Source organism: Brevundimonas sp. NPDC058933 (assembly GCF_049315965.1).
Classification (GTDB): Bacteria; Pseudomonadota; Alphaproteobacteria; order Caulobacterales; family Caulobacteraceae; genus Brevundimonas.
In genome coordinates, this window is sequence record NZ_JBMOSL010000001.1 from 186,342 (window position 1) to 209,601 (window position 23,260).

Below are 23,260 nucleotides of genomic sequence, written 5' to 3' on the forward strand. Positions count from 1 at the left end.
GAAGTTTGAGGAGCCACCATCCTCATGTCAGGCGGCTTCGTCCCAGAGGACCTGGGCGCCTGGCAATGGCAGCGCATTCTGGGGGAAGCCGAGATGGGGGTTGCTCACCACCTCGATAAACCGCTCACCCTGATAGAGAAGGATTGTGTCGAAGCCTATCCACTCGGTGACGACAGGACGAAGGGCCTCCCGGGCAGCGCTGTCATCGCCTGCATTCAGCACGCGGATCTCACGGGCGGGGACGCCCGGCATGTTAACGATGCAGAAGTATGAATTCACGACGCTTTCCTCGAACTGGCGCAACAAACGACCCAAGACCGTTCCGGTTCCCTGAAGGCGTGACACATCCTCTGATCACACTGGCGGCAGGGCTGATTTCAGGTCGATCGCCAAGGTTTTCGCCCGAGCCTTCACCGTTAGAGAGCGGTGTGGTTTAAGGCCTCATGCGTTCAGTTTTTTCCACCATCGCCGTTGTTTCCCTGTCCCTGATCCTTGCGGGGTGTAACGCCGGGGCCTCGGCCCGCGGCGGTGCGGAGCAGGTTGGCGCGGGCCTGGGGAATGCGGTCACGGCGCCGCTGGATGACCTGAACCTGCGCAGGCAGGAGGTTCCGACCATTCTGCTTCAAGCCGAATCCAACCCCTATGACCTGCGCAACCTCAACCATTGCCGAACCATCGCCGCGGAGATTGCACGGCTGGACGAGGCCCTGGGGCCGGACACAGACGCGCCGCCGTCGCAGGACGGGTCCTATATGAGCGAGCGGGCGGCCGACGCGGCGGCTTCCGCCACGCTGGACGCGGTTCGTGGCGCGGTCACCGACTTCATCCCGGCGCGTAGCTGGGTGCGGCGGCTGAGTGGGGCGGACGCGCACAGCAAGCATGTTCAGTCGGCCATTCAGGCGGGCCTGCGTCGTCGCGCCTTCCTGAAGGGCGTGGGGATGCAGCGCAACTGCGCCCCGCCGGCGGCGCCCGCCGGCTTTGCGCCACGTCGGGTCCGGCCCTAGGCTTTCATGTGCCGGGCGCGGAAGTCGCGCCGGAACTGCTCGAAACGGCCCTCGCTGATGGCTTCGCGCATGGCCGCCGTCAGGGCCTGGAAGAAGGCGATGTTGTGCCAGCTCAGCAGGATCTTGCCCAGGATTTCGTCGGCGCGGATCAGGTGGTGCAGGTAGGCCTTTGAATAGTCGTTGGACGCCGGGCAGATCACGCCCATGTCTAATGGGTCCTGATCTTCGGCGAAGCGGGCGTTCTTCAGGTTGATCGGCCCGTCCCAGGTCCAGGCCTGACCGTGACGGCCGGCGCGGGTCGGCAGGACGCAGTCGAACATGTCGACACCACGATACACCGCCTCGACCAGGTCGATCGGCTTGCCGACGCCCATCAGGTAGCGGGGGCGGTCCTTGGGCAGGAACTCGGGGGCGAAATCCAGCACCTCGCACATGGCCTCGTGGCCTTCGCCGACGGCCAGGCCGCCGATGGCGTAGCCGTCGAAGCCGATCTCTTGCAGCCGTTCCGATGATTCCCGGCGCAGGTTCTCATAGGTCGAGCCCTGCTGGATGCCGAACAGGGCCTGCGCATCCCGCGTGCCGAAGGCGTTCTTGGAGCGCTGCGCCCAGCGGGCCGACAGCTCCATGCCCTGACGGGCGCGCTTTTCTTCGGCAGGCCAGGCGACGCATTCGTCCAGTTGCATGACGATGTCGGAGCCGAGGCGGTCGGCCTGAATCTGGATCGAGCGTTCCGGCGTCAGGACGTGTTTGGAGCCGTCGATGTGGCTGGAGAAGGTCACGGCCTCCTCTGTCAGCTTGGAAATGCCCGACAGGCTCATGACCTGGAAGCCGCCCGAGTCCGTCAGGATCGGCTTGTCCCAACGCATGAAGTTGTGGAGGCCGCCAAGACGCTCCATCCGCTCCGGTCCCGGGCGCAGCATCAGGTGGTAGGTGTTGCCCAGCAGGATGTCGGCGCCGGTCTGCTTGACCTGATCCACCGTCATCGCCTTGACCGTGGCGGCGGTGCCGACGGGCATGAAGGCGGGGGTGCGGATGTCGCCGCGCGGGGTCTTCAGCACGCCGGTGCGGGCTCGGCCTTCGGTGGCGTTGATCTGGAAGGGAAAGGGCAACAGGTAACTCCGCTCATCCCGGCGCGCCGGAATTTGTGAGTGCTCAACCACGGAACGGCGCGTCTGTCATCAGGCTTGGATGCGATCCTCCCTTGCGAAGCGGGGGAGGGGGACCATGCGGAGCATGGTGGAGGGGGCGGAACCAGCGTTGCGGCTAAAAATTCTGGCTTTGGTCATGTGTCGCGGGGCCGAAGGTGTGCGTGCAGCCGCCCCCTCCACCGCTACGCGGTCCCCCTCCCCCGTGAACGGGGGAGGATGAAGTGCGGCCTCAGCCCCGCAGGCTTTCCAGTATTTCCGCGCGTTGCAGGTCTTTGGGGCGGCCGAACAGGCGGCAGGTCTCGATCTGCTCGTTGAGCGAGGGGGTGAAGACGGTGAAGTCCTCCAGCACGATCGGCACGCGAGTCGAGAAGGTGACGGGAACCCAGTCGCCCCCGGCGCGCACGTCCATGTTGGCCATGACGTCTAGCGGAACCGGCGTGGTCAGGATCTGGCCGAAGACCTGAGAGCGGAACAGGCCCTCGCCGGGATCGGGCGTGACCTGACCGTGCAGGCCCTCGATCAGGCGCCGCGCGTCGCGCGGACTGCACAGAATATCGATGTCCGGCGCGCGCCAGTCTTGCAGACCCCACAGCACCATGGCCGCCCCGCCGAAGATCCACCACGCGTCCTGCATATCGCTCGCCGCCGAGGCGAGGATGTCGAGCGAGGCGGCGAAATCGTCGGGCAGGTCGTCGGTCATGCGTCCTTCCTGAACAGCAGGCTCCCGTCGCCATAAGAATAGAAGCGATAGCCGCTGTCGATGGCGTGGGCGTAGGCGGCGCGCATGGTCTCCAGCCCGGCGAAGGCGCTGACCAGCATGAACAGGGTCGATTTCGGCAGGTGGAAGTTGGTCATCAGCACGTCGCAGGCGTGGAAACGGTAGCCGGGCGTGATGAAGATGGCGGTGTCGCCGTGGAAGGGCTGGACCACGCCGGCCTCTGTGGTGGCGCTTTCCAGCAGGCGCAAGCTGGTGGTGCCGACGCAGACGATGCGGCCGCCCTTGGCGCGGACGACGTTCAGGGCGGCGGCGGTCTCAGAAGAAACCTCGCCCCACTCGGAGTGCATCTTGTGGTCGGCGGTGTCGTCGGCCTTGACCGGCAGGAAGGTGCCGGCGCCGACATGCAGGGTCACGGCGTGGGTGGCGACGCCGCGCGCGCGAATGGCCTCCAGCAGGGCGGGGGTGAAGTGCAGACCCGCCGTCGGGGCGGCGACCGAACCGTCATACGCAGCGAAGACCGTCTGATAGTCTGATCGGTCGCGGTCGTCCTCGGGCCGCTTGGCCGCGATATAGGGGGGCAGGGGCATGACCCCGACGTCGCGGATGGCGTCGTCCAGCGCTGGACCCGCCAGGTCGAAGCGCAGGGTGACCAGGCCGTCTTCATCCTTGGCCTCGACCGTGGCGTCGAGGCGGCCCAGTTCGCAGGCTGCGTCGTTGGTACGGCCAAAACGGATGCGGTCGCCCGGCTTGATGCGCTTGCCCGGCTTCATGAAGGCGGACCAGACGTCGGGGGCGTCGCGGTGGTGCAGGGTGGCCTCGACCTCGACGGTCAGGATTTCGCCTTCCTGACCGCCGACCACCGGATTGGGCCGCTGGCGCACGCCCGACAGGCGCGCGGGGATGACGCGTGTGTCGTTGAACACCAGGGCGTCGCCGGGCTGAAGGAAGTCCGGCAGGTCGCGGATGATCCGGTCGTCCAGCGCGCCGTCCTTCACCACCAGCAGGCGCGCGGAATCACGGGGCTCGGCAGGGCGCAGCGCGATGCAGTCATCGGGCAGGTCGAAGTCGAAATCTGAGGTCAGCATGAGGTGGGGCAAAGGCCACGAGGAGGCCTCCGGGTCAAGACGGAGGGCGGACGCGCCGTGACCTTGTGTCCGACTGACGCCGGCGGCGCGGCGGGAGATAAGGGGTCATGAAAGTCATTATCGCTTCTGCAGTTTCCGCCATGGTCCTGCTTGTTTCCGCTTGCGAGGTGGACACGTCGGCCCTTCAGGACATCCAGGACACCGCCGCCCAGGCGGAGGCCGCGGCCCAGGCGATAAACACCCGCTCGGCCCAGGCGCAGCAGATCATGGAGAACCCCGCCAGCGCCCTGCAGATGGTGGTCGGCGCCCGTCTGGCGAAAACGGAGACGGATCAGCCAGGGGTCTATGTGCTGACTGATTTGCACACCGGTTGTCAGTTCCTGGCGACCTATGCGTCGGATGGGACGACGGTCAGCTCCGTGGCGCCGCGCGTGGAGCCGGCGGCGGGTGGCGGCACGCGTCAGCGTTGCATAGCCGTGCCCGGCGGCGCGGACGAAGAAACAGCTCCCGTCGAAGCCGAGAGCTGAACCTTCACGCGGATGCCGTGTTGGACGAGGATGAAAACTTCGTCCCTGCTCCCCTCGGTCCTGATCGGCGGCGTCGCCAGCGCCCGCTCGATGACCCCCATGGCGGCTCTGGCCGCCGCTCGCCTCGCGCATCGACCGACGCCGGGTCGACTGGTCCTGCTGAACCATCCCGTCTTCAAGTTCGGCGCGCTGGCCATGGGCGTGGGCGAGTTGTTGGGCGACAAGATGAAGTCAGCGCCTGATCGGACGGTTTTCCTGGGCCTGCTGGCGCGGGTGATGAGCGCCGGTATCGCCGGGGCGGCCCTGGCGCCGCATGGGCGGGAACGCGCCGGAGCTGCGCTGGCGGTCGCGACCGCCGTCCCGCTCGCCTATCTGACCCTGAGCGGCCGCAAGAAGGCCATGGCGCGACTGGGCCAGACCAGGAGCGGACTGATCGAGGATCTGCTGGTCGTGAGTGCGGGCGCGGCGATCGTGGCCGCCGTCGTAGGACGTGGCCGATGACGTCTAGTCGGACCAGTTGACCGGCGACGATCACCAGATCAAAGCCGAAGACTGTTCCAGGCCCGAGAGGCCATGTTTTGCGAGATTGCCATGACCGACCGCTATCTGGACGACCTGACGGTCGGTGAAAGCTGGACGGGCGAGCCCTTCGTCATCACCGAGGCCGAGGTGGTCGCCTTCGCCCGGCAATTCGACCCCCAGCCCATGCACATCGACCCGGTTGTCGCCGCCGAGGGGCGTTTCGGCGGTCTGATCGCCAGCGGCTGGCACGTCGCTTCGCGGGTCATGCGGGAATTTGTCGATGCTCGCTATTTTGGCGATACGCCGCTGCTCGGCATGAATATCGACGCCCTGTGGTGGGTGCGGCCTGTGCGGCCTGGCGACACTCTGACCGTTCGGCGCGAGATCATTGAAATCCGCCCTTCCAAGAGCCAACCCGATCGCGGCGTAGTCCGCACCAAGACCTGGGTCACGAATCAGGACGGCGATCTGGCCATGAGTTTCGAAAACCAGATGCAGTTGCCGAGAAACGCCCAATCGCGGCTCTAGGCTCCTCCGAACAGACGCGGGCGTCCCAGTTTGCGGACAAGAGGACGCCACATCGTGGCAATGTGGCTGCCGCCGTAAACCACGAGGATGCGGTCGTGGGTTTCCAGCCGGGATAGGATCAGCTCGAACAGGTGTTGGTCCCTGATCATCATATGCTGCTTGTTTTCTTTTTGGACGGGACCTGCATAGTCGGGATCGTGGTTTGCCAACCAGTCTGGATCGGCGTTCAGGTCGAGGCCGGTGCGGTCGCGATACCAAGCTCGAAATGCGCCGACGCTTGGGTCTGGCGAGGGCGTCAGGCCGCGCGCGCTTGACCGGGCCCAGCGTTCAAAGACGGTGTCGAAGCGGGGATCGTCGGGGCCGGTGATGTCGCCCTCCCGCCGGCTTTGCTCAAGGGGGCCAAAGAGGGAGGCGTAGAAGGCGTCCTGAGGGGCGCTGCCCCCGGCCAACAAGGCGGCGTAGATGGCCTGGTCGGACGGCTCTCCGCCCCAGAAGGGAATGTCGCGGTCCATCGCCAGCTGCGCCGTGTAAACGGCTTCACCTGCCGCGAAGGGGGTTGAAGCCGCGTTCAGGCGGCTAGCCTGATCTACGATCTGGCGTGGGCGTTCGCCGTGGGCAGTTTCAATGCCTTCGATAATGACTGCGCGCGGCTGGACCGCATTGAAGGCGGTTCGCACTAACGCAAAGGTTGGATGATCACCGTCGATGGAATGTCTTGCCGCTACAAAGCCCAGCGTCTGGTCGCCGTATTCGAAGATGGCCAGAAAGGGCGGTCGGCGAGGTAGGCGAGCCTGTAGCGCCAAGCTGAACTCGGATACGCCTTTCGGTGGTGGCGGGCCGGCCGCGCATCCGGCCGCGGAAAAACCGCTGAGAAGCGCGAATCTGCGGTTCAACTCGATCATGGGGCATGGGTGAACACGGTGAGCGAGCCACGCCTACTTAAATACCTGTCATGTAAGGGCGGCGCGGCTCTGATCCGCCCGCTGCGGTTGACCCCGCGCGCGCAAGGCGTCAAAGCCCGTTGATGCTTCAGAACCTTGAAACCCTGTCCCGTGAGGCCCGTTCGTGGCCGTTTGAGCAAGCGCGCAACCTGCTGGCCCACGTGCTCAAGAAACGGCTGTCGGACGCGGAGCGCGATGCGGCCAAGCTGTTGATCGATGCGGGCAAGACGGACGAGGCTCTGGCGACCTTTGAGGCGCTGAACCGGCCGGTGATCCTGGAGACGGGCTACGGTCCGTCGGGCCTGCCGCACATGGGGACCTTCGGCGAGGTCGCGCGCACTACCATGGTGCGCAACGCCTTCCGCGCCCTGACCGGCGACCACTGGCGCACGCGCCTGATCGCCTTCAGCGACGACATGGACGGCCTGCGCAAGGTGCCTGAGGGGGTGCCGAACCCGGAGATGCTGCGCGAGGACCTGCATCTGCCGCTGACCAAGGTGCGCGATCCGTTCGGCACGCACGACAGTTTCGGCGCGCACAACAACGCCCGCCTGCGCGCCTTCCTCGACAGCTTCGGCTTCGACTACGAGTTCATGTCCTCGACCGAGACCTATCGGTCGGGCCGGTTCGACGCGACCCTGCTGACGCTGCTGGAGCGCTTCGACAAGGTCATGGGCATCATGCTGCCGACCCTGGGCGAGGAGCGCCGCGCCACCTATTCGCCCTTCCTGCCGATCAGCCCGATCACCGGTCATGTGCTGCAGGTGCCGACGCTGGAGCGCAACGTCGAGCGCGGCACAATCGTCTTTGACGACCCGGCGGGCGGCCGCACCGAGGTTCCCGTCACCGGCGGCCATGTGAAGCTGCAGTGGAAGCCCGACTGGGCCATGCGCTGGACCGCGCTGGACGTCGATTACGAGATGTCGGGCAAGGACCTGATCGAGAGCGTGCGCGAGAGCGGCAAGATCTGTCGCGCCCTGGGCGGCACGCCGCCGGAAGGCTTCAACTACGAGCTCTTCCTCGACGTCGAGGGCAAGAAGATATCCAAGTCCAAGGGCAATGGCCTGACGATGGACGAGTGGCTGCGCTATGGCACGCCCGAGAGTCTGAGCTGGTACATGTTCCAGTCGCCGAAGTCGGCCAAGAGCCTGCACTTCAACGTCATTCCGCGCGCGACGGACGACTATCTGTCCTTCATCGAGCAGTACAAGACGCAGGAACCGGCCAAGCAGATCGACAACGCCGTCTGGCACATACACTCAGGCCAGCCGCCCGAGAGCGCCTCGCCGGTGTCGTTCGCCCTGCTGCTGAACCTGGTGGGCGTGGCCAACGCCTCCAGCAAGGACCAGCTGTGGGCCTATTTCGCCAAATACCTGCCCGACGCCACGCCCGAGAACGAGCCGGTGCTGGATCGCCTGATGGGCTATGCGCTGAACTACTACGAGGACTTCGTGAAGCCCTCGAAGACCTATCGTCTGCCCGACGACAAGGAGAAGGCGGCGCTGCTGGACCTGGCAGACCGTCTGAAGGCCCTGCCGGCCGATACGACCGACGGCGAGGCCATTCAGGGCGAGGTCTATGCGGTCGGCAAGGCGCATGAGTTCGAACCGCTGCGGGCCTGGTTCCAGGCGCTGTACGAGGTGCTGCTGGGCGCCTCGCAGGGGCCGCGCTTCGGGTCGTTCGCGGCCATCTATGGTCTGCCTCAGACCATCGCTCTGATCGAAGCCGGAGCGAACGGCGAATTGGCCGCCTGACTTAGAATATTGCCGCCGCAGGAAACTGCGGCGGCTTGTCCGCTCCAGTCTGCCGATCTCAGGTCGCCCGCAGGCGGCAGGCCACATGGGCTCCGGCAGGCTTATCAAAGATGAACCGAATATAACGACGACGCGGGGGGAGCCTTCAGCTTCACTGGCGCATTCTCTCCCCCACGACCCTCGATGACAGGAGAGAGAGTATGTCGAAATTCTTCAAGGCAGGCCTGGCCGCCACCGCAATGTTCGCTGCCCTGGGTTCGGCCGCCGTGCCGATGACCGCCAGCGCCATGCCTCAAGCCAACGGCATCACCAACTGTGACGCGCCCGGCGGCCGCCAGCGCGCCGGCGCCGCGATTGGCGCTGTTCTGGGCGGCTTGGCAGGCAGCCAGGTGTCCAAGAATGAACGCGCTCTGGGGGCGGTAGTCGGCGCTGGCGCAGGCGCCGCCGCCGGGTCCTACGTCGGCTGCAACCAGCAGCGTGCGCGTTCGGCCAACCAGGCCGCCGCCAACTCGTATCGCGCAACATCCAATCTGCGCATCCGCACCGGCCCGGGCACCAACTATCGTCAGGCTGGCAGCCTGTCGTCCGGCCAACCCTTTACGGCCGTCGGCTCGCAGGGCGAGTGGGTCCAGATCGCCGGTGGCGGCTGGGTGAACGCGCACCACGTCGCCCCGAACTAAGGCGACTAAAGTTGATCAGTTGATCAGGAAGAGCCGTCCCCCTGGGGCGGCTCTTTTACTTTGTGCGCTAAGAGCCCTCAGGCCGACCTGAACAGCACTCCGGACGGCTATTGGCTGACCCATAGAATGCGCGCCATCCAGACGATGTCATGGCGACGGACCGTGCGCGGCGGATAGGCGGGGTTGATCGAGGAGAGGGTGACCTCGCGCGCGTTCATCGCTGCGATTTCCTTGGCCAGGGTCTCGCCCTCGGCGGTGCGTACGGCGACGCGATCGCCGCGCCGGACGTCGGACGCCTCCAGATCCACGATCACACGATCGCCCTGGCGATAAAGGGGAGTCATGGAGTCGCCGTCTATGGTCAGGCTGAACAGGCTATCCCTGTGCGTCGGCAGGTCGGTCTGGTCCCACCCTTCAGCCAGCGGCAGACCGGCGTCGTCGAAGAAGCCGTCTGCGCCAGCCTTGGCCAGGCCTAACAATGGAATGGAGCGAGTTACGGGGGCGTCGCCGGCCAGATCGGCGAACGCGCCGAGAGACAGGCCGGTCGCCTCCAAAACCCGGGTCAGACTTTCGGTCGACGGCCAACGCGGGCGCGGCGGCTCGCCGGGGCCGAAGCGTTTTGAGGGATTGAAACTGGTGGCGTCCAATCCCGCGCGACGCGCCAGACCGGACGGCGACGTGCCCTCGCGATGCGCCAGGGCGTCCAGGGCGTTCCAGAGCTTGGCGTGAGACAGCGGCACGGACGGTTCCTCGGAGAGCCTATTTCCGTGAAACTATCGCATAGAGATAGGAATATCCACCTAGTCAGCGTCTACGCCAATGGCGCGTCGTTCCTGCCAGGCCCAGAAGGTTCCGACGGCGATGGCCAGCATGATGCCGTAGCCGGTCATGTTGACGACGGTATAGAAGGCCGAAATCGGGGTGGGCAGCTTCATCATCAGCATGACGTGACTGGTCACGGCCAGGAGTTGCAAAGCGCAGGCCCAGACGGGCCAAGACCGGGGCGCCTTCCACACCATCGCGATGAAGATGAGTAGAACAGCGACGTCGATGGCGAACACGCCCCATTGAACGCCGAAGTAGCCGCCAGAGGTCTGGACCATCACTGAAGCAAACCAGGCGAACAGGTAGGCGCCCGCTCCGATTCTCTCCGGGGGTCCGCCCTTTAGAAGAGCGAACATGCCGACAATGACCATGAAGGCGGCGCCAATATAGGCCGCTACAGTCTCAAACATGGTTCGCCCCCACTGTCGCAAGACAATGGGGGCGAACATATCGCAGATTCACCGAGAACCGGAGAGCCGATCCTCTAGGTTACCATTATTTCACGCGACGCGCAGATGGTCGGCCTTGCGGATCATCGGACGGTCGTCCCACTGATCAGGTTTGTTCAGCGGGCCGGCAGCGTAGACGCCATAGCCGAGGCGGCGGTGGTCTTTCTGAAGCTCGGCGTGGCAGGCGACGACGGCTTCGCGAGCGGTGCTCAGGGCCATGATGGCCTCAACAGCCTTGGCTTGTGAGGCAGCGCCCGAAACCGGCGAGATCGACAAGGCGGCGCGGGCGCCGATCATCGACTGAACCAGGGTGGTGGCGTGGGTGATGGCGTCATCCACCGCTTTTTCGGTGGCGTAGAGTTCGCTGGCGACGCCAGCAATCACTTCAGTGCGGTCCATGACTTTACCCCTCAATAAAGAAAACACCACCGTTTCTTAACGCGTGTTAAGCGTGTTTGGTAGCGTTTTGTTTACCAGAAGTTATATTCAATCTTAGGTAGCGGTTGCTTCCTCAGGTTGTATCGTCCTGGCTGTCCAGCAGAAAGTGGGCCGTCAGGGCGGCGATGGGTTGATCGCGACCATGCTGCCAGGCCTCGGCCACGACATAGGCGACGCGTCGGCCGGCCTTGTTGATGCGGGCTTGTGCGTAGACGTCGCTGGGGCGGCCCGATCGCAGGTAGGCTACGGTGACGTTGATCGGGCGGGGCAGTCGCAAGCGGGGGTAGCTGAGCGACACCTGGGCCACGGCTGTCATTTCCAGAAGAGCGGCGGTTGATCCTCCATGGAGGGCCGGCAGCATGGGATTGCCGATCAGATGGTCGGCGAACGGCATGACGACTGTCAGATCATCGCCGTTGAGCTGCGTTTTCAGCCCGAGGAAGCGGGCGTATGGCAGGCTGTCGAGCAGGGGCGCGGTCATGCGGCGTCTCCAGCGCCGGCCTTGGCGCGCAGGTTGGCTCCGGCGCGATGGTCGCCTTCCGCGCTGATGACGTAGGCGGACTGGGCGGCGGCCACGGGGTCGCCAGGATCGTCTTCGAAGGCCCAGGCGCGAACAAAGCCTATGCTGCGCGTCAACCTGTAGCAGCGCGCTTCGGCGATCAGATCCCGGCCGGGGATAGCCGCGCGCATGTAGTCGACACGCAGGTCCAGGGTGGCGATGGGTTGGTAGGTGTTCAGTCCGACCCAGACTGCGAGGCCGCCCACATGGTCCAGGAGTGTCGTGACGAGACCGCCCGCCAGGACGCCGGTTTCGGGATCGCCGACCAGATCCTCGCGATAGGGGAGGCGAAGGCGGACACGGTCGCCCTCCAGGCCTTCATAGTGAAATCCGAGAGCGTGGGTGTGGGCCGCTCCGGAGGCGAGTTGCGGCAAAAGGGTGGTCAGGAACTGATCCGACATAGACACGTCCTTGTTCGGGCGGCCTGCGGTCTTTCAGGGGCCGCAGCCCTGTCTTGGTGGCGTGCGACGCTCTGGCTGTCTATAGCGCTAGCGGCCCGGTCAGTGGGGCGCGCGGCCGAGCGGTCAGGCCGCCGGCCGATTTCGGGCGGGGTGGGCTTCGATCGCGGGGGCGGCCGGAGCGGCAAGCGCCGCGTTCATCGCCATGCGCAGCCGTTCGGGTTTGATCGGCTTTTCGACCACCGCCGCCATGCCGACAGCCAGGTAATGTCTTGCATCCTCGGGGTCGGCATTCGCCGTCAGGGCGACGATGGGGATGTTGCGGCTTTCGCCAGGAAGGGCGCGGATGGCCTGGGTCGCCTGTACGCCGTCCATCCGGGGCATCTTGATATCCATCAGGATCAGGTCGAACGGGCGGGACTGGACGGCCTCCAGAGCCTCTTGACCGTCCTCGACCGTTTCGGAGGTGCAGCCGAACATTTCGCACAGGGCCTGGGCCACGACGCGGTTGGTCGCGTTGTCGTCGGCGATCAGGATGTGAGGGCGCGCTTGCAGATCCAACTCGTCCAGGTTGGAGATGTTCGACGGTTCGTCCTGCTGGATGATGGCGCGCGGCGCCGAAAGGTCGAAGGCGAAGGTGGCGCCGCGGCCGACATTGTTCTCGGCCCAGATGCGCCCGTTCATCTTTTCGACGATATGGCGGCTGATCGACAGGCTGAGCCCCGCGCCGTCGGGGCCGGCGGCATGGTCGAAAATCTGCTCGATCCGGGCGGCGTCCAGGCCGGGTCCATCGTCGCGAACGCGCGCTTCCAGTCGGACCTGATCGCCAATGACCAAGGCCTTCAGGCTGGCTTCCACCATGCCGTTGCGGGCGAATTTCAGGGCGTGACCGATCAGGTTGTTGAAGACCTGGGTCAGGCGGGGGCCGTCCAGCATGCCAGCCAGTTCGGTGTCGCCCTCATAACCGATCAGCAGGGTGACGCCGTCCTGGGCCGCGCGCGGCGCCCAGAGGATCTGAACCTCGTCCATGACGGCGCGGAGCGGCGTGGGAGCCATCGCCAGCTCAAGTTCGCCTGCCTCGGCCCGTGCCAGATCAAGGGCGTCCTGCAAGGTGCCGAGCAAGGTCTCGGAGGAATCGATGATGGTCTGAACGTGGGCGATGGCGGGGTCGTTCAGCGGTTGACGGCGCAGCAGTTCAGCCACCGCCAGAACGCCGTTCATCGGCGTGCGCAACTCGCGGCTCATCAGGCCCATGAACTGGCTCTTGGCGCGCGCGGTCGCCGCTGCCTGGATTTCAGCATTGTTCAACATCCGCACCTGCTCGGTCAGGTCGCGGTTCTGCTCGCGCTGGATGGCGTTGACGGCGCGCAGCAGGGAGACGGCCGTGCCGACACCCCGGTAGGCGCCGTTGCGGGTGACGATGAAGCCCCGCATCAGCGCGCCCGGCCCGCTTTTCAGGATGATGTCGGAAAAGGCGTCTATGCGGACGCCGGCTTCGACGACCGCCGGCTCGTCGTCCATGATGTGGGTGACTTCGCGCGCGCCGTAGAGGCTTTGACCCAGGGGACCGGCCAGCTTCATCATGAAGTCGGCGCGCTCGATCAGGCCCAGGGGACGATCACCGTCGACGACTGGTATGACCAGGGTGTCAGGCTCGCGCTGGAAGCGCGCAAAAACCTCGACCGCCATGGTGGTGGCGGTCACCGGCTCTACGCGCTCGGTCAGCACTTCGATCGTCGGCATGCGGCCGGCACTCCACAATGGAGGTTCACACTTGCTGAAAATCCTTTGCAGAAGGGTTAAGGCGAATCAAAAATGCTCAAACTGATGAAAAGGGGTCGAGCTGTCGTGTTTTGCGGCGCGGGGCCGACTGGCGTATAGAGCGGATCAGATCCGATCTTCCCTGTTTCTTCTGGATGCGCGCGGCCCTTGGCCGACCGCAGGTTCGTCATGAGCGTCAAGCCGCAAGCTTCTGAAACTTCTGCTCTTGTCCTGTTTTCCGGCGGACAGGACAGCGCCACCTGTCTGGCTTGGGCGCTCGAACGCTACGACCGTGTCGAGACCATCGGTTTCGACTATGGCCAGCGACACGCGGTCGAGATGCAGGCGCGCCAGAGCGTGCGCGAGCAGATGGTGAACGTCCTACCGCAATGGGCCGACCGGCTGGGGCCGGATCACGTCGTTGATCTGACCGGTTTCGGGGCCATCGGCGAGACGGCCATGACCACGGATCGCGCCATAGAGGCCGACGCGCGCGGCCTGCCCAATACCTTCGTGCCCGGGCGCAACCTCATCTTCCTGGTCGCAGCCGCGGCCCTGGCCGACCGGCGGGGGCTGGATGTCCTGGTCGGCGGCATGTGCGAGACCGACTTCTCGGGCTATCCCGACTGCCGCAACGACACCATCCAGGCCATGGCCCACGCCCTGACCCTGGGACTGGCCAAGCCCTCACAGATCGAGACGCCGCTGATGTTCCTGACCAAGGCCGAGACCTGGGCCCTGGCCGAGCGGATCGGCGGTCGGGGGCTGGTGGAGATGATCGTGGAGGCCAGTCACACCTGCTACCTGGGCGACCGGACGCACCGCCATGATTGGGGTTACGGCTGCGGAACCTGCCCGGCCTGCGAACTGCGGGCGGCGGGCTATGGCGAATGGGCGGCGGGCGCGTGACTTACTCCGCCAAGGAAGTCTTCCTGACGGTGCAGGGCGAGGGCGGTCAGGCCGGGCGGCCCGCCGTCTTCCTGCGTTTCGCCGGCTGCAACCTGTGGAGCGGACTGGAGCGGGACCGCGCCACGGCGGTCTGCAGTTTCTGCGACACGGATTTCGTAGGCGTGAACGGCGACGGCGGCGGCAAGTTCAGGACCGCCGACGCGATGGCCGACCATGTCGCCGGGATGTGGCGGGGCCGCGAGGGCGACCCCAAGCTGGTGGTCTGCACCGGCGGCGAGCCTCTGATGCAGTTGGACGCGCCTCTGATCGCGGCCTTGCACGCGCGCGGATTCGAGGTCGCCATCGAGTCCAACGGCACCCTGGTCGCGCCAGATGGCGTCGACTGGATATGCATCAGCCCCAAGGCCGACGCCGCCGTGGTCCAGACCTCGGGTCAGGAGTTGAAGCTGGTCTTCCCTCAGCCGCTGGCCATGCCGGATCGGTTCGAGAACCTGGATTTCGAGCGCTTTTGGCTCCAGCCCATGGACGGTCCCGATCAGGCCGCCAACACCGCCGCCGCCATCGAATACTGCCTGACACACCCGCAATGGCGCCTGAGCGTCCAGACGCACAAGTATATCGGGGTACGGTAGCGGTCTGTCGCCGGCCATTCGGCCTCGTCTCATGGTCGTCCGAAACCGGCCTGCGGGTTTCTCCCGATGGCTACAGCCGGTCCTTCCGCGTTCAATGGGCCCGTGACTCACCCATTTCAAATCGACAGCAGGCGGGCGAAGCCAGACATCTGTCGACTGGCGTGGCCTGCGATGGTCCTGCTTTTGACGTCGATGCTGGCCGGGGTCGATCCCGCACGCTCCCAAGAGGTTTCAGGCGAGACGTCCGAGGCGGGGCAGGCTGTGGCGGCGCCGCCGCAAGCTACGGTTCAGGACATGGCCGCCGAGCCCCATAAAGAGAGGTTCCGTGACCGCTTCTTCGATGCGCAGGATGGGCACCTGGACTTCTCGTCCATTCTGGCCAATGGCGGCTTCATCCCGGTTCCCATCATTATCACCGAGCCCGCCGTCGGCGGGGGCGGCGGCGTAGCCGCGGCCTTCCTGTCCTCCGCGCCTGACCATCCCCGCCAGATCACCCGCCGTGTCCTCGCCGCCTTCAAGACCGGAAACGGTTCGAGCGGCGTCGGCTATCTCCAGTCCGGCTATGCGATGGACGGACGCTTGAGCTACAGGTTCGGCGTTGGGCGGGGCAAGGTGACGCTTGACAGCTATCCGGGCTTTGCGCCCGAAGGGATCGAGTACACCAGCCGTTACGATTACGGGCTCGTGGGATCAGCCCTGTGGCGCTTTGGCGACGACCGTGTCTCGTTCGGGCCGCTGTTCGATTTTCGCAAGCTTCGTTCGACAGTGAATGTGCAGGGTTTGCCCGACGCGTTCGCGGGAGAGTTCGGCCAGGATATGCAGACAGGCGCCCTGGGGCTGGGGATCCATTTTGACTCTCGCGATAATCCCCTGACGCCTACCCAGGGGATGAACCTTCTGGCCGAGGCTAAATTCAATCGCGACGCCTTCGGCAGTGACCGCGACTATGAGGAGTACGACGCCTCTGCCTATGTGTTCGGCGAGGCCTCCCAGAAACTGCGCTACGGCGTCAAGTTCGAAGCCGACGCCATTCGGGGCGATTTTCCGATCTATTATGCTCCGGCCGTCAATCTTCGCGGCGTGCCGGCGGCGCGCTACCAGGGCATGAACACCTACGCCTCCGAAGCGGAGGTGATCTGGCGAAGGAGCGAGCGCTGGGCGTTCCTGGCCTTCGCAGGGGTTGGCGTTGCGGAGGCCGGGAGTTCAAGAATCTACAAGGATTCCGACGCGCTCTACACCGGCGGGGTGGGCTTTCGCTATCGCATCGCGCGACAGTTCGGCCTCGATGCGGGGGTGGACGTCGCCTACGGTTCGGACGGCGTAGTCTTCTACCTACAGTTCGGCCACGCCTGGTCGTTCGGAATGGACTAGGCGCTAGCAGGCCTTGCCCTGACGCTGGCGTTGCTCGCAGCGGCGCTGCTCACGCTCGTATTCGCGCTGCTCGCGTTCGCGTTTGGCCTTGGTTTCCTCGTCCGAGGTGGTCACGGCGTCAAAGCCCGCGCCGACCACGGCGCCGGTCGCCTTGGCCGTGCCGCCGACCACTGCAGCCCCAGCGCCGACGACGGCGCCGACAACGCAGCCCTGCAACAGCAGAGATCCGCCTAGAGCGGCCAGAAGGGCGGTCGCCCGCGCATAGGACATGGTCATGAAAAACTCCGGAGGCGCCATTCTGCGCGACGGAAGTGAACAGAGCCTGACGGCGGGATCATGGCGGGCCATATCCCGGAAACGGCCTTCGCCGCTTCCGGGATGGGCGCCGGGGTCTACAGGCTGTCGACCATGACCAGTTCGGCGTCTTCGCTGGCCGTGATGGTGATCACGGCCTCGTCGATGATGCCGGCGCCGTCTCTGGCGTTCAGCGTGGTTCCATTGACGTCCACCCGGCCCACAGCGGGGACCAGATAGGCGCGGCGACCGGCGGCCAGGTCATAGGTCAGGCTCTCGCCCGCCTTCAGCGTCGCGGCCAGGATCCTGGCGTCGGCGTTGATCGACAGGGCCTCGTCCGCCGGATCGCCGGAGGCCACGACGGTGAAGCGGCCCGAGCGGTCGTTCTTGGGGAAGTCGCGCTGGCCCCAGGACGGCGGGGCGCCGGGCTTGTCCGTCTCGATCCAGATCTGGAACAGGGTGGTCGTCTCGTTCTCGAGGTTGAACTCGGAGTGACGCACGCCCGTGCCCGCGCTCATCACCTGCACGTCGCCCGCGCCGGTGCGCCCCTTGTTGCCCATCGAGTCCTCGTGGGTGATGGCGCCGGTGCGGACATAGGTGATGATCTCCATGTCGGCGTGAGGGTGGGGCGGGAAGCCCGACTTGGCGCCGATCTCGTCGTCGTTCCAGACGCGCAGACGGCCCCAGCCCATGCGCTTGGGATCATAGTAGTTGGCGAACGAGAAGTGGTGCCTGGCGTTCAGCCAGCCGTGGTTGGCGCCGCCGAGGGTGTTGAAGGGTCTGACGTCGATCATGATGCGGTCTCCCATCCGAGGAATGCTTGAGGCCTAGATAGGATCGCGAAATCTCATTTGCAACTGTCTTTGTTTCAGATGGCTTCAGCCCACTTGCGCCCGGTGTCTCAACATGGCGTCGGCCAGGACGATAGCGGCCATGGCCTCGACCACGGGGACGCCGCGCAGGGCGACGCAGGGATCGTGGCGGCCCTTGGTGCGCAGGTCGACCTCGGCGCCGTCGCGGTTGATGGTCTGGCGCAGGGTCAGGATGGAGGAGGTGGGCTTGAACGCCACCCGCGCCGTCAGCGGCTGGCCGGTCGAGATGCCGCCCAGCACGCCGCCCGCCTTGTTCGACAGGAAGACCGGCTGGCCGTCGTCGCCCAGGCGCATTTCGTCGGCGTTGTCCTCGCCCGCCAGTTCGGCTGAGCCAAAGCCTGCGCCGATCTCCACGCCCTTGACCGCATTGATCGACATCAGGCCCGCAGCCAGTTCGGCGTCCAGCTTGGCGTAGAGGGGTGCACCCCAGCCGGCGGGCACGCCCGTGACCTCCAGCGCCACCACGGCGCCGATGGAGGAGCCGGCCTTGCGCACGCCGTCCAGATAGTCTTCCCACGCAGGGACGACCTCGGCCGAGGCGGCGAAGAGGGCGTTATCATAGACGGCGTCGAAGTCGATCGCTTCGTCAGGGATGCGGTGCGGTCCGAGCTGGACCACGCCGGCGCGGATGCGAACGTTCTGCCCGAGGACCTTGCGCGCCACCGCGCCGGCTGCGACGCGGCTGGCCGTTTCGCGGGCCGACGAGCGTCCGCCGCCCCGATGGTCGCGCACGCCGTACTTGGCCTGATAGGCGTAGTCGGCATGGCCGGGGCGGAAGGCGCGGGCGATCTCGCCATAGTCCTTGGAGCGCTGGTCGGTGTTCTCGATCATCAGGCTGATCGGCGTGCCGGTGGTGACGGGGCCGTTTCCGTCGTCGAAGACGCCGGACAGGATGCGGACCTGATCGGCCTCCTGCCGCTGGGTGACGAAGCGGCTGCCGCCGGGCTTCCTCAGGTCGAGCAGGGGCTGGATGTCGGCCTCGGTTAGGGGGATCAGCGGCGGGCAGCCGTCGACGACGCAGCCGATGGCCGGGCCGTGGCTTTCGCCCCAGGTGGTGACACGGAACAGGTGACCGAAGGTGTTGTGCGACATGGCTTACCGCTTAGGCCGCGATGCGCTGTGGCGTCCAGACCCGCGTGAAGCGAAGCAGCAGGTCTTCGGCCGCTGAGGGCAGGTCGGCCGAGGCCTCCAGCTTGACGAACAGGTCGCCGGCGGGGCGGCTTCCGCGCGCGGGCAGGCCCAGGCCCTTCAACCGCAGCCGCACCGGCTCGACCATGTCGGGGACCAGCCAGGACGAACGCAGCCCGGCGTGGGTCATGATCTCGATGCGGCCGCCGTCGTCCATCAACCGCTGCGGCACGGCCCAGGTCATGAACAGGTCGCCGCCCAGCACCGACAGGCCGTCGGCGGGCCGGATCAGGACAGGCAGTAGAAGTTCGTCGCCGTTGGCAGACCCCCGGTTCAGACGGATCTTGTCGCCGGTGCGCACGCCCGGCGGAGTATGGATCAGCAGGGTGCGGTCGGCCACGGTCAAGCGGATGCAGCCGCCGCTGATCGCCTGCATCGGCGTCAGGATCAGCAGCGGCGCCGGGGGCAGGGGCTGAATAAAGGGTTTGGCGTATGCAGGCGCAGGCAGGGCCAGCGTCTGGGCCTGCAAGAAGCGGTATGAGGCGATGACCCGGCGGAATGTCTCGGCGTCGCCGCCGGGGGTGTCGGGACGGGCGGCCTTGATCGTCGCCCGAAAAGCCGAGGTCAGGGTCTCGGCGGAGACCGGACCGGCCAGGCCCAGCATCGACCGGGCGTTTTCCAGGGTAGGGGCGTCAGCGCGCATGGCGGGCACCCTCCAACGGATATGGTCAAGACACGGTTAACCTTGCGCCGCTTGGGGCCGTAACGCCTTATGGCGAAGTCTGTTGTTGCGGATTAGTCCACAACTGATGACGTAGCCGATGAGCGAGTTTATAGGTGGAGGCCATGACCCAGTCCGTGATCCCGCCCAGCCCGTCTGTCGAGGACTATGCCGCGCAACTGGCGGCCAACGGGGATGAGAGCATCTTCGAGCGAAACGATCCCGTCGCCCTGTTCGTCGAATGGCTGGAGGCCGCCAAGGCGTCTGAGTTGAATGACGCCAACGCCATGGCCCTGGCTACGGTGGACGCGGACGGCATGCCGGATGCGCGCATGGTCCTGCTCAAGGACGTGGACGCCCGGGGCTTCACCTTCTTCTCCAATCAGGAAAGCGCCAAGGGGGAGCAGTTGTGGGCCCATCCTTCGGCCGCCCTTCTGTTCCACTGGAAAAGTCTGCGCCGCCAGGTGCGGATACGCGGCGTGATCGAGCCGGTGACCGATGCTGAAGCGGATGCCTATTTCGCCAGTCGAGCCCGCGAGAGCCGTATTGGCGCCTGGGCCTCGGACCAGTCTCGTCCGCTGGAAAGTCGCGCCGTTCTGGAGGCTCGGGTGGCGGAAAAGACGGCGGGTTTCGAGGGGGCGGACGTGCCACGTCCCGATCGCTGGACCGGCTGGCGTGTGGCTCCGCAGCAGATCGAGTTCTGGCGTGACCGACCGTTCCGATTGCATGATCGGCTGCGCTTTGATCGCGCTGGCGATAGCTGGCGGCGGACTCGTCTCTGGCCCTAGTCTTCAGGCGGCGTAGCGCGCCAGGAATGTCTCCACCGCCTCTTCGGCGATGGCGCGGGGCGTTCGCTCGGCGATGACGTCGTCCCCGGTGACCAGGGGCACGAAGAAGACGGGGTGTTCGACCATCCCCATCAGTTGCCCGGCCGCCCAGGAGGGCTTGCCCACCTTCATCTGACCCTCTGCGGTCATCTCGCTCAGCATGCCCATCAGAACGGCGCCGAAATCGTTTCGCCCACGCTCGAAGAATTGCATGGCGATCGCCTCGAAGCGGGGACGTTCGGCCAGCACCAGTCGAAAAACCGAGCGTACGAAGCTGTCGCTCATGAACTCCGCATAGGCGCTGATGAAGGCGGTCAACCGTTCGCGGGGCGTGCCGGACACGATGGGAACTGCGCCCATATGGCGTGCGAAGTCCTCCGAAGCGTCGTTGATCACCGCTTCAAACAAGACCGCCTTGCTGTCGAAAAAGGCGTAGAGCGTGGCGGTCGATACCCCGGATTCCCGCGCAATAGGCTCCATTCGGGTGCCAGCGTAACCCTCGTTGATGAAGTGCAATCGCGCCTGTCGCACAATGGCGGCACGTCTAGGGTCGTCGAGATCGTGGACCAAGGCGGTCATCAGCACCTACCCCGAAAGCGGAGGATCAGCGTGCCTTCAAATTGCCGTCTTTGCAAGCGGTAACGAGGTTCTGCGAATGGAAATCAACTAATGATGCCAAGCTGCTAGGAGCGGATGGGCCAGGACCGGAGCGGCGAGGCGGATGACCGCCTGCGGATCATCAAGTCGGACAGCCGCCGTTGCATCGGCGATGATGAAATCGGCATGGGTGCGTGACGGCTCGGTCAGGCGCTCATGGCCGGGCCGGACAGTCAGAAGATATTGGTGAATCACGGACTCCGCCGTGCGGCCGCGCTCCGACTGGTCGCGCAGCAGGCGTCGGATGAAGCGGATGTCGGCGGGGGTGTCGACGAAGACCTTGATGTCGAACAGGGCGGTCAGGGCGGGGGTGCACAAGACGTGAGTGCCCTCAAGGATCACCACTTCGGCGGCGGGGATCGGCTCGCCGCCAGGGTCGCGACCATGGTGAAGGAAGGAATAGAGCGGGGCGACGGCTGGCCGGCCGGCCTTCAGTTCGGTCAGGTGTTCGATCAGCAGGCCATGATCGCGCGCGGCGACGTCGTCGAAGTCATGAGTGTCTGCGTCGAAACCGGGCACGCTGGCGGCGTCCAGGTAATAGGAATCCTCGCGCATCAGCACGGCGACGCCGGCGGGCAGAGAGGCGACCAGCGCCTCCGCCAGCGTGCTCTTGCCCGAGCCGGAGCCTCCGGTAATGGCGATCAGGATGGTCAAGGGCTGTCTCCGTGCGGCTGGAGCGCCTTCTAGGCCGCCCGCGCCCGATTGACCATGTCGCCGCTGAAGGATCACAGGCGGCGTCTTGCGCGACCTCACGAAAAGGCGTGACGGTCCTGCGACTTTGTTTCCCTAACGGCACGTTGCTTATCGCCGTTCACCTAGATAGCGTCGGTCTAAAGCGCCACATTCTTAGAAGGCGCAACACGAGGGAATGCGATGCTGGGTTTGATGCAGGACTGGCCGCTGACGGTCGACAAGATTCTCGATCACGCCAAGAACTGGCACCCGAACCGAGAAGTCGTGACCCGCTCGGTCGAGGGACCCATCGAGCGCACCACCTATGGCGCCATCCATGGGCGAGCCAAGCGGGTGTCCAATGCGCTGAAGGCCTGGGGCGTGAAGCCCGGCGACCGCATCGCCACCCTGGCCTGGAACACTGCCGACCATATCGAGACCTGGTACGGCATCATGGGCATCGGCGCGGTGTGCCACACCCTGAACCCGCGCCTGTTCCCGGAGCAACTGGTCTACATCATCAACCACGCCGCCGACCGGATGATCTTCGTCGATCTGACCTTCGTGCCGCTGCTGGACGCCATCCTGCCGCACTGTCCGTCGGTTGAGCGCGTGGTGATCATGACCGACGCCGACCACATGCCGCAGACCAGGCTTCCGGTGGTCGAGTGCTATGAGACCGTGCTGGAGCAGTCGTCGGAAGACATAGAATGGGGCGGCTTCGACGAGCAGACGGCCTGCGGCCTCTGCTACACCTCGGGCACGACGGGGAATCCCAAGGGCGTGCTCTATTCGCACCGCTCGAACTTCATCCATACCCTGCTGGGGCTGCAAGCGACGGTTCTCGGCGCGACGCCTAGCGAAGTCATCCTGCCGGTCGTGCCCATGTTCCACGCCAACGCCTGGGGCATCGCCTTCGGCGGGCCGGCCGCAGGGTCGAAGCTGGTCATGCCGGGCGCGCGCATGGACGGCCCGGCCATCTATGAACTGCTGGAAGCCGAGAGCGTCACCTTCTCGGCCGCCGTGCCGACCGTCTGGCAGGGCCTGCTGAACCACCTGCGCGAGAACAATCTGAAGCTCTCCACCGTCAAGCGCGTGCTGATCGGCGGCGCCGCCGTACCGGAAAGCATGATCCGCGCCTTCCATGACGAGTTCGGCGTCGAGGTGCTGCAGGGCTGGGGTATGACCGAGACCTCGCCGATCGGCACCCTGTCCAACATGACCCCCGAACTGGCCGCCCTGCCGTACGACGAGCAGTTGAAATGGCGGGTCAAGCAGGGCACGCCGCCGCTGGGCGTCGAGCTGAAGCTGAAGAACTACGCCGGGCAGGAGATGCCCCACGACGGGTCTACCTATGGCCGTCTGATGATCAAGGGGCCGACCATCGCCCGCGCCTATTTCCGCGACGAGGGCGGCGAGATCCTGGACAACGAAGGCTTCTTCGACACCGGCGACGTCTCGACCATCGACGATCACGGCTTCATGCAGATCACCGACCGGGCCAAGGACGTCATCAAGTCCGGCGGCGAATGGATCAGCTCCATCGAGATCGAGAACCTGGCCGTCGGCCACCCCAAGGTCGCTCTGGCCGCCGTCATCGGCTCGGCCCATCCGAAATGGGATGAACGCCCGGTCCTGCTGATCAAGCTCAAGGAAGGCGAGACCGAGGACAAGCAGGAGCACCTCGACTTCCTGGTCGGGAAGATCGCCAAGTGGTGGATGCCCGATGACGTGGTCTTCCTGGCTGACATCCCTCTGGGCGCCACGGGCAAGATCGACAAGAAGCTGCTGCGCGAGCAGATGAAGGATTACCGCCTGCCGACCGCAGGCTGATCTTTCA

Annotated in this window: 28 protein-coding genes; 11 read left to right on the forward strand and 17 right to left on the reverse strand. The window is 65.6% G+C overall.

What is annotated here, in order from left to right:
• Positions 1-27: 27 nt before the first annotated feature.
• Positions 28-315 carry a hypothetical protein gene (locus ACOZBP_RS00845; protein WP_422674569.1) on the reverse strand — a complete coding sequence of 96 codons (288 nt, stop codon included), beginning with the start codon at positions 313-315 and terminating at the stop codon, positions 28-30.
• Positions 316-443: 128 nt separating this feature from the next.
• On the opposite strand from ACOZBP_RS00845, the gene ACOZBP_RS00850 reads away from it, so the two are divergent.
• Entirely contained in the window at positions 444-1,004 is a 561-nt protein-coding gene (locus ACOZBP_RS00850; protein WP_422674571.1) for a hypothetical protein, read from the forward strand.
• Here ACOZBP_RS00850 and tgt read toward each other — a convergent pair.
• The 3 genes from tgt to queA all read right to left on the reverse strand — a co-directional run bounded on the left by tgt (position 1,001) and on the right by queA (position 3,955).
• Positions 1,001-2,116, reverse strand: a complete 1,116-nt coding sequence (tgt, locus tag ACOZBP_RS00855; protein ID WP_422675463.1) for a tRNA guanosine(34) transglycosylase Tgt — start codon at positions 2,114-2,116, stop codon at positions 1,001-1,003. The genes ACOZBP_RS00850 and tgt overlap by 4 nt on opposite strands.
• A gap of 265 nt (positions 2,117-2,381) precedes the next feature.
• Complete coding sequence (locus tag ACOZBP_RS00860; protein WP_422674572.1) at positions 2,382-2,852, reverse strand: hypothetical protein; 471 nt, start codon at positions 2,850-2,852, stop codon at positions 2,382-2,384.
• Entirely contained in the window at positions 2,849-3,955 is a 1,107-nt protein-coding gene (gene queA / locus ACOZBP_RS00865; RefSeq protein WP_422674573.1) for a tRNA preQ1(34) S-adenosylmethionine ribosyltransferase-isomerase QueA, read from the reverse strand. Before queA ends, ACOZBP_RS00860 begins: the two co-directional genes overlap by 4 nt.
• Before the next feature lie 107 nt (positions 3,956-4,062).
• On the opposite strand from queA, the gene ACOZBP_RS00870 reads away from it, so the two are divergent.
• The 3 genes from ACOZBP_RS00870 (at position 4,063) to ACOZBP_RS00880 (ending at position 5,532) form a co-directional block, all read left to right on the forward strand.
• Entirely contained in the window at positions 4,063-4,482 is a 420-nt protein-coding gene (locus ACOZBP_RS00870; protein WP_422674574.1) for a hypothetical protein, read from the forward strand.
• Between the two features lie 30 nt (positions 4,483-4,512).
• Complete coding sequence (locus ACOZBP_RS00875) at positions 4,513-4,983, forward strand: hypothetical protein (RefSeq protein ID WP_422674575.1); 471 nt, start codon at positions 4,513-4,515, stop codon at positions 4,981-4,983.
• A 90-nt stretch (positions 4,984-5,073) separates the two neighbouring features.
• Positions 5,074-5,532 carry a MaoC family dehydratase gene (locus tag ACOZBP_RS00880; RefSeq protein ID WP_422674576.1) on the forward strand — a complete coding sequence of 153 codons (459 nt, stop codon included), beginning with the start codon at positions 5,074-5,076 and terminating at the stop codon, positions 5,530-5,532.
• Here ACOZBP_RS00880 and ACOZBP_RS00885 read toward each other — a convergent pair.
• Positions 5,529-6,434 carry a hypothetical protein gene (locus tag ACOZBP_RS00885; RefSeq protein WP_422674577.1) on the reverse strand — a complete coding sequence of 302 codons (906 nt, stop codon included), beginning with the start codon at positions 6,432-6,434 and terminating at the stop codon, positions 5,529-5,531. The genes ACOZBP_RS00880 and ACOZBP_RS00885 overlap by 4 nt on opposite strands.
• 122 nt (positions 6,435-6,556) lie before the next feature.
• Here ACOZBP_RS00885 and ACOZBP_RS00890 point away from each other — a divergent pair, with 122 nt between their 5' ends.
• Together ACOZBP_RS00890 and ACOZBP_RS00895 are read left to right on the forward strand one after the other, a co-directional pair.
• The gene (locus ACOZBP_RS00890; protein WP_422674578.1) at positions 6,557-8,227 is read left to right on the forward strand and encodes a lysine--tRNA ligase; all 1,671 of its coding nucleotides are present in this window, start codon (positions 6,557-6,559) and stop codon (positions 8,225-8,227) included.
• A gap of 200 nt (positions 8,228-8,427) precedes the next feature.
• Positions 8,428-8,907, forward strand: coding sequence for an SH3 domain-containing protein (locus tag ACOZBP_RS00895; RefSeq protein WP_422674579.1), 480 nt, complete (start codon positions 8,428-8,430; stop codon positions 8,905-8,907).
• Positions 8,908-9,014: 107 nt separating this feature from the next.
• Here ACOZBP_RS00895 and ACOZBP_RS00900 read toward each other — a convergent pair whose 3' ends face one another.
• The 6 genes from ACOZBP_RS00900 to ACOZBP_RS00925 form a co-directional block, all read right to left on the reverse strand.
• A complete protein-coding gene (locus ACOZBP_RS00900) occupies positions 9,015-9,647 on the reverse strand; it encodes a S24 family peptidase (protein WP_422674580.1) in 633 nt (210 codons plus the stop codon).
• 60 nt (positions 9,648-9,707) lie between these two features.
• Positions 9,708-10,142 carry a hypothetical protein gene (locus tag ACOZBP_RS00905; RefSeq protein ID WP_422674581.1) on the reverse strand — a complete coding sequence of 145 codons (435 nt, stop codon included), beginning with the start codon at positions 10,140-10,142 and terminating at the stop codon, positions 9,708-9,710.
• A 90-nt stretch (positions 10,143-10,232) separates the two neighbouring features.
• Positions 10,233-10,580 (reverse strand): hypothetical protein, encoded by a 348-nt coding sequence (locus ACOZBP_RS00910; RefSeq protein ID WP_422674582.1) that lies wholly within the window; start codon positions 10,578-10,580, stop codon positions 10,233-10,235.
• Between the two features lie 112 nt (positions 10,581-10,692).
• Positions 10,693-11,100, reverse strand: coding sequence for a PaaI family thioesterase (locus ACOZBP_RS00915; protein WP_422674583.1), 408 nt, complete (start codon positions 11,098-11,100; stop codon positions 10,693-10,695).
• On the reverse strand, positions 11,097-11,579 hold the full coding sequence (locus tag ACOZBP_RS00920; RefSeq protein ID WP_422674584.1) for a PaaI family thioesterase: 483 nt from the start codon (positions 11,577-11,579) through the stop codon (positions 11,097-11,099). The genes ACOZBP_RS00915 and ACOZBP_RS00920 overlap by 4 nt, the downstream gene beginning before the upstream one ends.
• 123 nt (positions 11,580-11,702) lie before the next feature.
• Positions 11,703-13,319 carry a response regulator gene (locus ACOZBP_RS00925; RefSeq protein WP_422674585.1) on the reverse strand — a complete coding sequence of 539 codons (1,617 nt, stop codon included), beginning with the start codon at positions 13,317-13,319 and terminating at the stop codon, positions 11,703-11,705.
• 207 nt (positions 13,320-13,526) lie between these two features.
• Here ACOZBP_RS00925 and queC point away from each other — a divergent pair, with 207 nt between their 5' ends.
• From queC to ACOZBP_RS00940, 3 genes are all read left to right on the forward strand, one after another.
• A complete protein-coding gene (queC, locus tag ACOZBP_RS00930) occupies positions 13,527-14,246 on the forward strand; it encodes a 7-cyano-7-deazaguanine synthase QueC (RefSeq protein WP_422675464.1) in 720 nt (239 codons plus the stop codon).
• Positions 14,243-14,878 carry a 7-carboxy-7-deazaguanine synthase gene (gene queE, locus ACOZBP_RS00935; RefSeq protein ID WP_422674586.1) on the forward strand — a complete coding sequence of 212 codons (636 nt, stop codon included), beginning with the start codon at positions 14,243-14,245 and terminating at the stop codon, positions 14,876-14,878. Before queC ends, queE begins: the two co-directional genes overlap by 4 nt.
• Before the next feature lie 294 nt (positions 14,879-15,172).
• Positions 15,173-16,249 carry a hypothetical protein gene (locus ACOZBP_RS00940; RefSeq protein ID WP_422674587.1) on the forward strand — a complete coding sequence of 359 codons (1,077 nt, stop codon included), beginning with the start codon at positions 15,173-15,175 and terminating at the stop codon, positions 16,247-16,249.
• A 3-nt stretch (positions 16,250-16,252) separates the two neighbouring features.
• On the opposite strand, the gene ACOZBP_RS00945 is transcribed toward ACOZBP_RS00940, so the two are convergent.
• The 4 genes from ACOZBP_RS00945 to ACOZBP_RS00960 all read right to left on the reverse strand — a co-directional run bounded on the left by ACOZBP_RS00945 (position 16,253) and on the right by ACOZBP_RS00960 (position 19,246).
• Positions 16,253-16,525: a hypothetical protein gene (locus tag ACOZBP_RS00945; protein ID WP_422674588.1), complete on the reverse strand. Its 273-nt coding sequence runs from the start codon at positions 16,523-16,525 to the stop codon at positions 16,253-16,255.
• 116 nt (positions 16,526-16,641) lie between these two features.
• Positions 16,642-17,337: a pirin family protein gene (locus tag ACOZBP_RS00950; protein ID WP_422674589.1), complete on the reverse strand. Its 696-nt coding sequence runs from the start codon at positions 17,335-17,337 to the stop codon at positions 16,642-16,644.
• 84 nt (positions 17,338-17,421) lie between these two features.
• Positions 17,422-18,507, reverse strand: coding sequence for a chorismate synthase (gene aroC / locus ACOZBP_RS00955; RefSeq protein WP_422674590.1), 1,086 nt, complete (start codon positions 18,505-18,507; stop codon positions 17,422-17,424).
• A gap of 10 nt (positions 18,508-18,517) precedes the next feature.
• Entirely contained in the window at positions 18,518-19,246 is a 729-nt protein-coding gene (locus tag ACOZBP_RS00960; protein ID WP_422674591.1) for a DnaJ C-terminal domain-containing protein, read from the reverse strand.
• A gap of 143 nt (positions 19,247-19,389) precedes the next feature.
• On the opposite strand from ACOZBP_RS00960, the gene pdxH reads away from it, so the two are divergent.
• A complete protein-coding gene (gene pdxH / locus ACOZBP_RS00965) occupies positions 19,390-20,052 on the forward strand; it encodes a pyridoxamine 5'-phosphate oxidase (protein WP_422674592.1) in 663 nt (220 codons plus the stop codon).
• Positions 20,053-20,055: 3 nt separating this feature from the next.
• Here the strand turns inward: pdxH and ACOZBP_RS00970 are convergent, their stop codons facing one another.
• Positions 20,056-20,670, reverse strand: a complete 615-nt coding sequence (locus tag ACOZBP_RS00970; protein WP_422674593.1) for a TetR/AcrR family transcriptional regulator — start codon at positions 20,668-20,670, stop codon at positions 20,056-20,058.
• 87 nt (positions 20,671-20,757) lie between these two features.
• The gene (udk, locus tag ACOZBP_RS00975; RefSeq protein WP_422674594.1) at positions 20,758-21,402 is read right to left on the reverse strand and encodes a uridine kinase; all 645 of its coding nucleotides are present in this window, start codon (positions 21,400-21,402) and stop codon (positions 20,758-20,760) included.
• Between the two features lie 219 nt (positions 21,403-21,621).
• On the opposite strand from udk, the gene ACOZBP_RS00980 reads away from it, so the two are divergent.
• Entirely contained in the window at positions 21,622-23,253 is a 1,632-nt protein-coding gene (locus ACOZBP_RS00980; protein WP_422674595.1) for a long-chain-fatty-acid--CoA ligase, read from the forward strand.
• The last annotated feature ends 7 nt before the right edge of the window (positions 23,254-23,260 follow it).

Excerpts from the sequence above, each read along its gene's own strand:
- ACOZBP_RS00890 (WP_422674578.1), top strand. The coding sequence starts at position 6,557 with ATGCTTCAGAACCTTGAAACCCTGTCCCGTGAGGCCCGTTCGTGGCCG.
- ACOZBP_RS00880 (WP_422674576.1), top strand. The coding sequence starts at position 5,074 with ATGACCGACCGCTATCTGGACGACCTGACGGTCGGTGAAAGCTGGACG.
- ACOZBP_RS00940 (WP_422674587.1), top strand. The coding sequence starts at position 15,173 with ATGGCCGCCGAGCCCCATAAAGAGAGGTTCCGTGACCGCTTCTTCGAT.
- ACOZBP_RS00860 (WP_422674572.1), bottom strand. The coding sequence starts at position 2,852 with ATGACCGACGACCTGCCCGACGATTTCGCCGCCTCGCTCGACATCCTC.
- ACOZBP_RS00905 (WP_422674581.1), bottom strand. The coding sequence starts at position 10,142 with ATGTTTGAGACTGTAGCGGCCTATATTGGCGCCGCCTTCATGGTCATT.
- ACOZBP_RS00980 (WP_422674595.1), top strand. The coding sequence starts at position 21,622 with ATGCTGGGTTTGATGCAGGACTGGCCGCTGACGGTCGACAAGATTCTC.
- aroC (WP_422674590.1), bottom strand. The coding sequence starts at position 18,507 with ATGTCGCACAACACCTTCGGTCACCTGTTCCGTGTCACCACCTGGGGC.
- ACOZBP_RS00850 (WP_422674571.1), top strand. The coding sequence starts at position 444 with ATGCGTTCAGTTTTTTCCACCATCGCCGTTGTTTCCCTGTCCCTGATC.
- ACOZBP_RS00920 (WP_422674584.1), bottom strand. The coding sequence starts at position 11,579 with ATGTCGGATCAGTTCCTGACCACCCTTTTGCCGCAACTCGCCTCCGGA.
- ACOZBP_RS00915 (WP_422674583.1), bottom strand. The coding sequence starts at position 11,100 with ATGACCGCGCCCCTGCTCGACAGCCTGCCATACGCCCGCTTCCTCGGG.
- ACOZBP_RS00950 (WP_422674589.1), bottom strand. The coding sequence starts at position 17,337 with ATGATCGACGTCAGACCCTTCAACACCCTCGGCGGCGCCAACCACGGC.
- ACOZBP_RS00885 (WP_422674577.1), bottom strand. The coding sequence starts at position 6,434 with ATGATCGAGTTGAACCGCAGATTCGCGCTTCTCAGCGGTTTTTCCGCG.
- ACOZBP_RS00970 (WP_422674593.1), bottom strand. The coding sequence starts at position 20,670 with ATGACCGCCTTGGTCCACGATCTCGACGACCCTAGACGTGCCGCCATT.
- ACOZBP_RS00910 (WP_422674582.1), bottom strand. The coding sequence starts at position 10,580 with ATGGACCGCACTGAAGTGATTGCTGGCGTCGCCAGCGAACTCTACGCC.
- pdxH (WP_422674592.1), top strand. The coding sequence starts at position 19,390 with ATGACCCAGTCCGTGATCCCGCCCAGCCCGTCTGTCGAGGACTATGCC.
- ACOZBP_RS00870 (WP_422674574.1), top strand. The coding sequence starts at position 4,063 with ATGAAAGTCATTATCGCTTCTGCAGTTTCCGCCATGGTCCTGCTTGTT.
- ACOZBP_RS00875 (WP_422674575.1), top strand. The coding sequence starts at position 4,513 with ATGAAAACTTCGTCCCTGCTCCCCTCGGTCCTGATCGGCGGCGTCGCC.
- queC (WP_422675464.1), top strand. The coding sequence starts at position 13,527 with ATGAGCGTCAAGCCGCAAGCTTCTGAAACTTCTGCTCTTGTCCTGTTT.
- ACOZBP_RS00895 (WP_422674579.1), top strand. The coding sequence starts at position 8,428 with ATGTCGAAATTCTTCAAGGCAGGCCTGGCCGCCACCGCAATGTTCGCT.
- ACOZBP_RS00960 (WP_422674591.1), bottom strand. The coding sequence starts at position 19,246 with ATGCGCGCTGACGCCCCTACCCTGGAAAACGCCCGGTCGATGCTGGGC.
- queA (WP_422674573.1), bottom strand. The coding sequence starts at position 3,955 with ATGCTGACCTCAGATTTCGACTTCGACCTGCCCGATGACTGCATCGCG.
- ACOZBP_RS00945 (WP_422674588.1), bottom strand. The coding sequence starts at position 16,525 with ATGACCATGTCCTATGCGCGGGCGACCGCCCTTCTGGCCGCTCTAGGC.
- ACOZBP_RS00925 (WP_422674585.1), bottom strand. The coding sequence starts at position 13,319 with ATGCCGACGATCGAAGTGCTGACCGAGCGCGTAGAGCCGGTGACCGCC.